Annotated in this window: 12 protein-coding genes and 2 tRNA genes (1 of these 14 only partly in view); 4 read left to right on the top strand and 10 right to left on the bottom strand. The window is 38.1% G+C overall.

The window, feature by feature from the left end:
* The 3 genes from modC to modA form a co-directional block, all read right to left on the bottom strand.
* A partial coding sequence (gene modC / locus HMPREF9096_RS08995) for a molybdenum ABC transporter ATP-binding protein (protein ID WP_009500985.1) occupies positions 1–740 on the bottom strand: 740 nt, incomplete at its 3' end.
* Entirely contained in the window at positions 727–1455 is a 729-nt protein-coding gene (gene modB, locus HMPREF9096_RS00520) for a molybdate ABC transporter permease subunit (protein WP_005654374.1), read from the bottom strand. The genes modB and modC, both read right to left, overlap by 14 nt.
* A gap of 133 nt (positions 1456–1588) precedes the next feature.
* Entirely contained in the window at positions 1589–2353 is a 765-nt protein-coding gene (gene modA, locus HMPREF9096_RS00525; RefSeq protein ID WP_009500982.1) for a molybdate ABC transporter substrate-binding protein, read from the bottom strand.
* 137 nt (positions 2354–2490) lie between these two features.
* On the opposite strand from modA, the gene HMPREF9096_RS00530 reads away from it, so the two are divergent.
* The gene (locus tag HMPREF9096_RS00530; RefSeq protein WP_009500981.1) at positions 2491–3258 is read left to right on the top strand and encodes a TOBE domain-containing protein; all 768 of its coding nucleotides are present in this window, start codon (positions 2491–2493) and stop codon (positions 3256–3258) included.
* Positions 3259–3353: 95 nt separating this feature from the next.
* Here HMPREF9096_RS00530 and HMPREF9096_RS00535 read toward each other — a convergent pair whose 3' ends face one another.
* From HMPREF9096_RS00535 to rsgA, 7 genes are all read right to left on the bottom strand, one after another.
* On the bottom strand, positions 3354–3809 hold the full coding sequence (locus HMPREF9096_RS00535) for an NfeD family protein (RefSeq protein ID WP_009500980.1): 456 nt from the start codon (positions 3807–3809) through the stop codon (positions 3354–3356).
* 83 nt (positions 3810–3892) lie between these two features.
* The gene (locus tag HMPREF9096_RS00540; protein WP_005628412.1) at positions 3893–4810 is read right to left on the bottom strand and encodes an SPFH domain-containing protein; all 918 of its coding nucleotides are present in this window, start codon (positions 4808–4810) and stop codon (positions 3893–3895) included.
* 79 nt (positions 4811–4889) lie between these two features.
* A complete protein-coding gene (manA, locus tag HMPREF9096_RS00545) occupies positions 4890–6089 on the bottom strand; it encodes a mannose-6-phosphate isomerase, class I (RefSeq protein ID WP_009500979.1) in 1200 nt (399 codons plus the stop codon).
* 93 nt (positions 6090–6182) lie between these two features.
* Positions 6183–6683, bottom strand: a complete 501-nt coding sequence (gene crr, locus HMPREF9096_RS00550; RefSeq protein ID WP_005635907.1) for a PTS glucose transporter subunit IIA — start codon at positions 6681–6683, stop codon at positions 6183–6185.
* A 60-nt stretch (positions 6684–6743) separates the two neighbouring features.
* Positions 6744–8471, bottom strand: a complete 1728-nt coding sequence (gene ptsI, locus HMPREF9096_RS00555; RefSeq protein ID WP_009500978.1) for a phosphoenolpyruvate-protein phosphotransferase PtsI — start codon at positions 8469–8471, stop codon at positions 6744–6746.
* A 79-nt stretch (positions 8472–8550) separates the two neighbouring features.
* Positions 8551–8808 carry a phosphocarrier protein Hpr gene (gene ptsH, locus HMPREF9096_RS00560; RefSeq protein ID WP_009500977.1) on the bottom strand — a complete coding sequence of 86 codons (258 nt, stop codon included), beginning with the start codon at positions 8806–8808 and terminating at the stop codon, positions 8551–8553.
* A gap of 158 nt (positions 8809–8966) precedes the next feature.
* Entirely contained in the window at positions 8967–10007 is a 1041-nt protein-coding gene (gene rsgA, locus HMPREF9096_RS00565; protein ID WP_009500976.1) for a small ribosomal subunit biogenesis GTPase RsgA, read from the bottom strand.
* 70 nt (positions 10008–10077) lie between these two features.
* On the opposite strand from rsgA, the gene orn reads away from it, so the two are divergent.
* The 3 genes from orn to HMPREF9096_RS0108875 all read left to right on the top strand — a co-directional run.
* Positions 10078–10626: an oligoribonuclease gene (orn, locus tag HMPREF9096_RS00570; RefSeq protein ID WP_009500975.1), complete on the top strand. Its 549-nt coding sequence runs from the start codon at positions 10078–10080 to the stop codon at positions 10624–10626.
* A 93-nt stretch (positions 10627–10719) separates the two neighbouring features.
* Positions 10720–10795, top strand: a tRNA-Gly gene (locus tag HMPREF9096_RS00575).
* Positions 10796–10819: 24 nt separating this feature from the next.
* Positions 10820–10852, top strand: a tRNA-OTHER gene (locus HMPREF9096_RS0108875) (it continues 43 nt past the right edge of the window).

Genomic DNA, 10852 nt, shown 5'->3' with positions numbered 1-10852 from the left:
TTATAAGGTGGATTATGCAAATGAACGGGCAAGGCAAGTACACTACTCTGTTCGCTTTCCCCTTTCCAAGGAGCAAAAATAGCACTATTCCAAATTTTTTCTACGCTGTCATAGGCTTTCACAATGCCGTTTTCCATCAGTACGACCCTATCAGCTAAACGCAACAGTTCGTCCAAGCTATGAGTAACATATAAAATCGGGATATTAATTTCTTTAGAAAGACGTTCCAAATATTGCATTAGCTCGCGTTTGCGAGGAACATCAAGGGCTGAAAGAGGTTCATCCATCAGTAAAATGTCAGGTTCTGCCAACAATGCTCGACCAATTGCGACACGCTGCTTCTCACCACCTGAAAGCGTGAGGGGATAACGCTTTAATAAATGAGTAATACCGAGAAGATCGACAATATAGTTAAAATCATCTTGCGAGACATTTTTCATGCCATAGCGCAAATTGCCTTTCACTGTGTAGTGAGGAAATAAACGCGCATCTTGGAACACATAGCCAATTTTACGCAAGTGGGTCGGCAATGATTCCTGAGTTTCCATATCCACTAAAGTGCGGTCATTTAAACGGATGAATCCTTCGTCAGGTTGTATCAAGCCACTCACGAGATTAATCAGCGACGTTTTGCCTGAGCCAGACAAACCGAAAATTGCGGTTACGCCTTGATCTGGTACTTGTATATTAGCTTGCAAAGCAAGTTGCCCGAGCTGTTTTTTCACATTAATCTGCAACATTTCCTTGTCCTAATTTTTTCTGCATTCGCTTGCTCAACCACTCTGACAATAGCAAAGAAATCAATGAAAGAATGATAGCAAATAAACATAAGCGAGCAGTTTGTTCTTCCGCTCCCGGTGTTTGAATAAAAGAATACATCGCAAGTGGAATCGTTTGAGTTTCGCCTGCAATGTTCGATACAAAGGTAATGGTCGCGCCAAATTCCCCTAATGATCGTGCGAAACCAAGCACGAGTCCAGCTAAAACTCCAGGTAAAGAAAGTGGCAAGGTTATTGTAAAAAATACACGCCAAGCGGAGGCGCCGAGTGTTTGCGCTGCTTGCTCCAATTTAATATCAATATTTTCTAAAGAAAGTCGAATCGCGCGAACAACCAATGGAAAGGCAACCACTGCAGAGGAAAGCACCGCCCCCTTCCAACTAAAACCAAAAGATAAGCCAAACCACTGATATAAATACTTACCAATAAAACCATTGCGCCCCATTGCAACAAGCAATAGATAACCGATAACCACAGGTGGTAACACTAAAGGCAAATGAATTACGCCAGTAATCAGGGATTTGCCATAGAAGTTTTTGCGCGCTAAAAGCCACGCAACAAAAATGGCTAAAGGCAAACTCCAAAGCATGGAACTGACTGCAACACTCAGGCTTAAATTAATCGCTGAGATTTCCATTGGAGTCAGATTGAAAAATGAGAAAAATTGGGTAAGCAAAATGAATCCTTATACAAATAGCCTCTCTTTAAATCCCTTTTTATGAGAATATCCCACATTGATGAGAGGTAAGATGCTCTATAATAACAAAAGGGCAGAAATATCCGCCCTTCATGACTATTAAGATTCTATCTTATTTTGCAGAGAAACCATACCCTACAAGCACTTTCTTCGCTACATCTGATTCTAAATATTTCAAGAAATCGCGAGAATCCGCATTATCATGACCTTTTACAATAGAAACAGGATAAACAACTGGTTTATGACTATCAGCTGGGAAAACCGCAACCGTTTTAACTTGTTGGCTAATTTTTGCATCAGTGCTGTACACAATACCGTAAGGTGCTTCTGCACGTTCAACTAAAGCTAATGCGCCACGCACATCTTTTCCACGCGCTAAACGATCTTTTACCTTATCCCATAAATTTAATTTGGTTAATGCTTCTTCTGCATATTGACCAGCAGGCACGTGTGCAGGATCTCCTACAGATAAATAGCTATCTTTTAGTGCGTTAATCCATTCGCCTTTTGCAATATCCACAGAATTTACCGCACTTTTTGCTGGTGCAATTAAGACTAAATCATTACCCACTAAAACTTTTTCGGTTTCTTTTACGGTTAAATCTTTTTCAGAAAGATATTTCATCCATTTATTGCTTGCAGAGACAAAAATATCTGCTGGCGCGCCTTCTTCAATTTGTTTTGCTAAAGTTGAAGAAGAAGCAAAAGAAAACACTACTTCATTTTTCGGGTTTTGTTTTGCGTAATCTTTTGCAACTTGTTGTAAAGCATCTGTCATTGAAGCCGCTGCAAATACAGTCACTTTAGCGGATGCTGCAAAAGAAAATCCTAATCCTGCGATTAAAAGTGCGGTTGAAATTTTAGTTAATTTTTTCATGAATCATCTCCTATGATTAAACGTTATTTACTTAATTATATATTGAAACAAATAACAATCATATAGCAAAAGAAAAATTATTTAGTAAAATATATAACGCTTAGGCTTACCACTTAGGATTACTTAGGGACAGCAAAATGAAAAACACCGAAATTTTACTCACCATTAAACTTCAACAAGAACTTTTTATCGATCCAAAACGAGTGCGTTTACTCAAAGAAATTCAACAATGCGGTTCGATTAATCAAGCTGCGAAAAATGCAAAAGTGAGCTATAAAAGTGCGTGGGATCATTTAGAAGCGATGAATAAAATCAGCCCTAGCCCATTGCTGGAACGAAATACAGGTGGAAAAAATGGCGGAGGCACGGCGCTTACCACTTATGCCGAGCGTTTGCTACAGCTTTATGATTTATTAGAACGTACGCAAGAACACGCTTTTCATATTCTACAAGATGAATCCGTACCGTTAGATAGTTTACTCACAGCAACTGCACGTTTTTCTTTACAAAGTAGTGCACGCAATCAATTTTTTGGGCGAGTGGCACGACAACGAATCATTGACTCTCGTTGTGTTGTGGATGTGAATGTGCAAGGATTACCAACCCCATTGCAAGTTTCTATTACCACTAAAAGCTCGGCTCGTTTGAAACTCATTACGGAAAAAGAAGTGATGTTGATGTTCAAAGCACCTTGGGTGAAAATTAGTGAAAAACCACTAGAAAATCAGGCTAATCAGTTCCCTGTAAATATCAAATCACTAAATGAAGAAGAAGCCATCCTTCAATTTACTGACAGCGATATTGAATTTTGTGCCACAGTCCACCAGCCAAATCAATGGAAAATCGGGCAACAGATTTGGATTCACATTGATCAAGAGCAAATTATTTTAGCGACGCTAGGTTAATCTCAAAGTGCGGTAAATTTTGGAAGAACATTTTAATCATACAAAAAAAGACAGGCTTGATGCCTGTCTTGTTTGTTATCAATTAAAATCCTAAACTAATTAGAAATATTTTTTACAATTAGCGTAATTCCATCCACACGTTCAACTTCAATCAATGCGCCAACCGTGAGATTATCGCCTTGAATACGCCAAGTTGTATCACCAAACGCGCCTCGACCAATTCCATTCGCGCCAACTTCCTGAACAATGCCTTGTTTACCAAGTAACGCATGATCACGTTGATTTAATGTTGAATGAGATTGATCATGGCGATCTTTAGCATGTTGATATTTCCACCAAATCACAGAAAGTATGCAAGCTAATAGCGCGTAAAAAATAGCAAGTGAGGCAAGAGAAAGGCTTGGAAAAAGAAATTGTACAAATGCCGTCACTAAAGCTGCTAAGCCCCACCATAGCAAAAATATCCCTGGTGTAAGCACTTCACCAATAAGCAAAATAAAGCCTAAAATCAGCCAATGCCAAAGCGTCCAATTTATTAACCAATCCGTCATAGATTCTCCTATTTGTTATAAGGGCTTTTTATTACAAAAGTGCGGTGATAAACGATTAAAAAAATCACCGCACTTTATCTAAATTAAGATTTTTTATCGCCCTTTAATAATTCTGCAATACCAGCAACAGAACCAATTAAATTGCCAGCTTCTAATGGCATAAGCACAACTTTACTGTTGCCTGAACTACCGATTTCTTTCAATGCTTCCGTGTATTTTTGTGCAATAAAGTAGTTAATCGCTTTGGTGTCACCGCTGGTAATGGCTTCTGATACCATTTGTGTTGCTTTTGCTTCAGCTTCCGCGGCACGTTCTCGGGCTTCAGCTTGTAAAAAGGCTTCTTGTCGCTCCCCTTCCGCTTTTAGAATTCTAGCTTGTTTTTCACCTTCAGCACGAAGAATCTGAGCTTGGCGAATCCCTTCAGCTTCTAATACTTCAGCACGTTTATTTCGTTCCGCTTTCATTTGAGCATTCATAGAATCAATCAATTCACGAGGCGGACGAACATCACGAATTTCAATACGCGTTACTTTAATCCCCCATGGATTTGTCGCTTCATCCACAATAGCCAATAATCGACTATTAATAGAATCACGTTGAGAAAGCATTTCATCAAGCTCCATCGAGCCAAGCACGGTGCGGATATTTGTCATCGTTAAATTGATGATAGCTTGTTCCAAATGGTTTACTTCATAAGCCGCACTTCGAGCATCAATCACTTGCACAAAACAAACCGCATCAATAGAAACATTGGCATTATCTTTAGAAATCACTTCTTGGGAAGGAATATCTAAAACTTGTTCCATCATATTAATTTTACGACCAATACGATCAACAAAAGGCACCACTAAATTTAGCCCTGGCATTAACGTTCTTGTGTAACGACCGAAACGTTCGATTGTCCAGTTATAACCTTGTGGTACGGTTTTCACTGTAGAAAACAAAATTAATGCGACTAATATCACAAAAATTAATGTGGAAATAGCGAATCCATCAAGCATATTTTTCTCCTTTAGTGGATAGATTGTATAAAAAGTCTATCAAATCCACCCGCACTTTTATAGCCTATTTTGTATAAAATTAAGGCAATTTTGCCAATACTGCATAGCCTTCAATTAAACCTTCCACTTCATAAGCCGCACCTGCGCTAATGAAAGCTGCCTCACCTTGTTTCAAAGAAAGTGCGGTCGTTTCTGAGCGTAAATTTAACAGGCCATTCATCACCAATAAAATACTCGCACTTTGTGCTTTTAAATGATGAATTTCACCACATTCAGATTGAATATTTTGCAAAGCGAAATCTTGCGCAGGCGTAGCATAAGTAAATATACACGTGTCTTGAGGTGCTGACGGAATAATTTTAGGCTCCACTTCACGACAATCGACAATTTTAAGCAATTCTGGAATATCCACATATTTAGGCGTTAAACCACCTCGAATCACATTATCCGAACATGCCATCAGTTCAATATTTTGCCCACGCAAATAAGCGTGCGGAATGCCTGCATCTTGGTAAATTCCCTCGCCTTTTTTGAGGTGCACAATATTAAACAAATAGAAGCAGATTAAACCAGCATCTAATTTATCTAAAGAAATATTCATTGCATCAATGGTGTAAAGCACCCAATAATCTGGATTAGTTAAATCCAGATTATTAGTCTCATAAGCAGTTTGATTTTCCAACAGAATTGGAGAAAGCCATTGGTGTAGCTGAGTTTGTTCTGCTTGCATAATATCGGCATAGAAAGCATGTAAATCTTGTTCACTCAATTTTTTTGCAAGCGGGGCTAAAGATGATCGCGATGCTAAAGTCTCGATAATGTCCGATTTATTTTTAAAACCATGCAACAACCAGAAATCAGATAAAGCAATCATCATTTCAGGTTTATGATTGTTATCTTTATAAGTACGTGTTGATGCTTTTAACTCAATGCCTTTCGCATTTTCTTCCGCAAAACCTATTTCAGCTTGCGTTTTTGTTGGATGAAGTTGAATAGAAAGAGGTTGGGCAACATCAAGAATTTTTAATAAATAGGGTAATTCATCACCAAAACTTGCTCGGCTTTGTGAGCCAAGTGCGGTAGGATTTTTCTGTAAAAATTCAGTAAGTAATACATTTTTACCATCAACCTCAATGCTTGAAGGCGCAGAATTATGTGTGCCTAACCACCATTCAGCATAATATTGATTTTCTTCCGCAGGAATATTCAGTAATTGAGGAATATATTGATGCCCTCCCCATACGTAATTTTGGAGTGAGCCAGTAAGTTTATAGATCATTTTTAATTTTTCCGTTGAATCCTATCTACACCACAGTTTTATTTACATAAATAAAAAATCCGCACAAAGGCGGACTTTTTTATCGTAAAGACATTATTTAGTTAAGCTTAATACCACTGACTCTCCAGCGACCACTTCACCTGATTTTTTCACGATACAAGAAATTTCATCCATGTTGGAAATAACAACGGGTGTTAATACAGATTTTGCTTTTGATTCTAATAAAGGAAGATCAAATTCAATCACGGTGTCACCGCGCTTAACAGATTGACCTTCTTGCGCAATACGAGTAAAGCCTTCACCTTTCAACTCAACGGTATCAATACCAAAGTGTACAAATAATTCTACACCTTCTTTTGATTCCATTGAGAAAGCATGGTTGGTTTCAAAAATTTTACCAATCACACCATCCACCGGCGCAACGATTTTGTTACCGGTAGGGCGAATAGCAACGCCATCACCCACGATTTTTTCAGAGAAAACTACATCGGGAACATCTTCAATATTTACAATCTCACCAGAGATAGGTGCATAAATTTCAACTTCCACAGATTTGTTTTCTTTTGAACCGAATAACTTGTCAAATAAGCCCATTTTAATCTCCTATCAATTCATAGATGGCTGTTATTTTAACGTAAAATCAAACAATTTTGTTTAATTTAATGCATTTTCCGCCAAAAATTCTTCGATTAACTGCTCAATTTCCGAAGCGGTCGGTTTTTGTAATGCGGCATTAGCAAGTGCTTTTGCATCTTGGAAATTCACATTACGGATTAATTTTTTAATTCGAGGTACAGAAATAGCACTCATACTAAATTCATCTAATCCCATACCAAGTAGCAATAAGCTTGCACGTTCATCACCGGCTAATTCACCGCACATTCCCGTCCATTTGCCCTCTGCATGAGAAGCATCAATCACTTGTTTAATTAAACCAAGCACAGATGGCTGCATCGGATTATAAAGATGTGAAATTAACTCATTGCCTCGATCCACCGCCAAAGTATATTGGGTTAAATCGTTAGTACCGATACTGAAGAAATCTACTTCTTTTGCTAAGAATTTTGCATTTACGGCAGCGGATGGAGTTTCAACCATGACACCCACTTGGATATGCTCATCAAAAGCTTTGCCTTCTGCACGCAATTCCGCTTTTAATGTTTCAATAACCGCTTTTAATTCTCGAATTTCTTCTACAGAAATAATCATCGGGAACATCACCGCCAATTTACCAAACGCTGAAGCTCGTAACACCGCGCGTAATTGTGCATTTAAAATTTCACGGCGATCTAACGCAATGCGAATGGCACGCCATCCCAAGAATGGATTCATTTCTTTTGGTAAATCTAAATATGGAAGCTCTTTATCACCACCAATATCCATAGTACGAAGCACGGTTAAACGTCCGTTCATTGCTTCTACGACTTCTTTGTAGGCGATGAATTGTTCCTCTTCCGTCGGAAGCTGTTCACGATCCATAAATAAGAATTCAGTTCGGTATAAACCAATACCTTCCGCACCATTGCGATCAGCCCCTTCACAATCACGGATTGTCCCGATATTCGCAACAACATCAACCTTATGCCCATCCAATGTGATTGCGGGGAGATCTTTTAATTTAGCTAACTCTGCTTTTTCCGCAGAAATTTTAGCTTCAAGTGTTTTTAATTCATCAATCTGAGATTGTGTTGGATTGATATAAACTTGATTATTTATGGCATCTAAAATTAAGTAATCACCTGTATTAACTAATTCGGTCACATTATTTGTGCCTACAATCGCTGGTAATTCTAAAGAACGCGCCATAATAGAAGTATGAGAGGTTCTACCACCAATATCAGTGACAACCCCTAATACTTTTTCAAGATTAAGTTGAGCAGTTTCTGATGGAGTCAGATCATAAGCAACAAGAATTGATTCTTCTTGAATATCGCCAAGATCTACTATGTACATGCCCAAAATATTTTTAATTAAACGGTTACCAATATCACGAATATCACCAGCACGCTCTTTCAAATATTCATCATCGATCTCCGACAACATTGTGACTTGTTGATCAATAATTTTGCTCGCTGAAACCGCAGCATTGACTTTATTTGAACGAAGGTAATCAAGAATTTCTTCTTCTAATTCCTCATCCTCAAGAATCATCAAGTGACCTTCAAAGATTGCTGCTTTTTCTTCGCCTAAAGAAATTAATGCACGCTCTCTGATTGAATTAAGTTGTTCCACCGCCAATGCACGACCTTTATAAAATCGAGCAATTTCTGCATCAATTTGATCATCAGTAATTTTTTGCGTATCAAGAACAATCTTTTCTTCTTTAAGAACAAGTGCCTTGCCAAAGGCAATACCTGGGGATGCGAGAATGCCAGAAATCATAGATACCTTCCGAAATAATTAAAAAATAGATAGATAAACAATAGCCATAAAATTTCTCAATTTTATGGCTAAGTCAGTATTATTCTAATGTTGGAATTAAAGCAACTAAATGATCTACAGCCTGTTGCTCATCTTCACCTTCTGCAGAAATGGTGATCACAGTTCCTTGTGTTAAACCTAACGTCTGTAGCTTAAATAAACTTTTCGCACTTGCGCTTTTTCCTGCTGAAGTCACAGTAATATCAGATAAAAATGCCTTTGCTTCTTTCACAAATTGCGCAGCTGGGCGAGTATGTAAGCCATTTGGCGCTGTGATTTCGACATCTTTTGAGTACATAATGCTACCTCTACTAAATAATAGTTAAAAAATAAAAACTAAGAAATCGCCTTAGTATCCTTGTTCAAAGGAAAATAATCAACAATAAACACAAAAAACTTAAACTAAATCGTGAAAAAGCAACAAATGTGCCTGTTTTTAGCCACTTCACGCAATCGTTAAACTACTGAAAAATGACGTTGTGATTTTGTTTCACTTAAACTTTCAATTAATCGATGGTAATTATCATAACGCACAGGCGAAATTTTCCCTTCCTCTACTGCTTCACGTAACGCACACCCTGGATCGCTCAAATGTTTACAATCACGGAATTTACAGGTTCCCAAAACATATTGAAATTCTCGATACCCTTTTGTGATTTGCTCTGCATCTAAATGCCAAAGCCCAAATTCTCTAATTCCCGGTGAATCAATTAAATTACCACCTTGTGGCAAATGATAAAGACGAGATGAGGTCGTCGTATGCTGCCCTAAGCCTGATGTTTCACTCACATCCCCTACTTGAGCGTTTACGCTAGGCAAAATATGATTAATTAAACTCGATTTACCAACACCAGATTGCCCAACAAAAATCGCCGTGCCTTGTGCCAAAAGTGCGGTTAATTTTTCCATATTTTCACCGCTCTTTGCTGAAATCATTAAAATTTCATAGCCAATATCTTGGTAAATTTTAAGTTGGTCTTCAATTTCTTGACGCTGTTCTTGCGCCAATAAATCCACTTTATTCAAAACAATAAGAGGCGTGATTCCCGCAATTTCACACACAACAAGATAACGATCGATAATATTTAAGGAAAGCGTTGGCAATACTGCTGATACAATAATAATACGATCAATATTCGCCGCAATGGGTTTCAAACCATCATAATAGTCAGGGCGGGAAATTTCATTTTCTCGAGGGTGAATTGCCTCAATCACACCACTCACACCTTGTAATTGTTCATTGCCTTTACGCCAAACGACTTTATCTCCCACCACCAAACTCGACAAGGTACGGCGCAAATTACAACGATAAATTTCGCCTTGTTCATTTTCGACATCAGCATGAATCGAATAACGCGTTACCACAACACCTTCTTGTGATTCGCCAAGCATTTCATCTGACCATTCAATCTCTTTTTTCTTATGGCGATGTAATGTTTTCGCATTATTCGATTGAATTCTTCTGGTTTGGTTTTGAGTTAATTTACGTTTAGCCATAAAAGTGCGGTCGTTTTTTCCCTTGTTTTTGGTAAAATGAAGAAAATTTTTGCATAGGATACCTGATATTATGCCATTCGATAAACAAAATCTTATTTGGATTGATTTAGAAATGACCGGTTTAGATCCGGAAAAAGAACGTATTATTGAAATTGCGACTATTGTGACAGATAAAAATTTGAATATTTTGGCAGAGGGCCCGGTATTGGCTGTTCATCAGTCTGATGAATTACTCAATAAAATGAATGATTGGTGCCAAAAAACACATAGTGAAAACGGCTTAATTGAACGTGTAAAAGCCAGCAAACTCACCGAACGTGCAGCAGAATTACAAACCTTAGACTTTTTAAAAAAATGGGTGCCGAAAGGTGCGTCGCCAATTTGCGGTAACAGCATTGCCCAAGATAAACGTTTCTTAGTGAAATATATGCCTGATTTAGCCGATTATTTTCATTATCGCCATTTAGACGTGAGCACATTAAAAGAACTTGCAGCACGTTGGAAACCTGAAATTTTAGAAGGCTTTAAAAAAGAGAATACGCATTTGGCGCTAGATGACATTCGAGAATCGATTAAAGAGCTAGCTTATTATCGCGAACATTTCATGAAATTAGATTGACGAAAACTTCAACAAAAAATTTCTTTTTATGAAATTACCCTTGCAAGCCCTAAAAATATTTGTATAATGCGACCTCATTCACTGATGTGAACTGCGGGAATAGCTCAGTTGGTAGAGCACAACCTTGCCAAGGTTGGGGTCGCGAGTTCGAGCCTCGTTTCCCGCTCCAATTTCACATTATAAAAGCATTATTGCGGGAATAGCTCAGTTGGTAGAGCACGACCTT

It is taken from the genome of Haemophilus sp. oral taxon 851 str. F0397 (genome assembly GCF_000242295.1).
Classification (GTDB): Bacteria; Pseudomonadota; Gammaproteobacteria; order Enterobacterales; family Pasteurellaceae; genus Haemophilus.
This window is presented reverse-complemented; position numbering and strand designations above follow the sequence as displayed.

Bases quoted from the DNA above. Each gene is read 5' to 3' on its own strand.
- modA (WP_009500982.1), bottom strand. From the start codon at position 2,353: ATGAAAAAATTAACTAAAATTTCAACCGCACTTTTAATCGCAGGATTA.
- HMPREF9096_RS00530 (WP_009500981.1), top strand. From the start codon at position 2,491: ATGAAAAACACCGAAATTTTACTCACCATTAAACTTCAACAAGAACTT.
- HMPREF9096_RS00535 (WP_009500980.1), bottom strand. From the start codon at position 3,809: ATGACGGATTGGTTAATAAATTGGACGCTTTGGCATTGGCTGATTTTA.
- HMPREF9096_RS00540 (WP_005628412.1), bottom strand. From the start codon at position 4,810: ATGCTTGATGGATTCGCTATTTCCACATTAATTTTTGTGATATTAGTC.
- manA (WP_009500979.1), bottom strand. From the start codon at position 6,089: ATGATCTATAAACTTACTGGCTCACTCCAAAATTACGTATGGGGAGGG.
- crr (WP_005635907.1), bottom strand. From the start codon at position 6,683: ATGGGCTTATTTGACAAGTTATTCGGTTCAAAAGAAAACAAATCTGTG.
- ptsI (WP_009500978.1), bottom strand. From the start codon at position 8,471: ATGATTTCTGGCATTCTCGCATCCCCAGGTATTGCCTTTGGCAAGGCA.
- ptsH (WP_009500977.1), bottom strand. From the start codon at position 8,808: ATGTACTCAAAAGATGTCGAAATCACAGCGCCAAATGGCTTACATACT.
- rsgA (WP_009500976.1), bottom strand. From the start codon at position 10,007: ATGGCTAAACGTAAATTAACTCAAAACCAAACCAGAAGAATTCAATCG.
- orn (WP_009500975.1), top strand. From the start codon at position 10,078: ATGCCATTCGATAAACAAAATCTTATTTGGATTGATTTAGAAATGACC.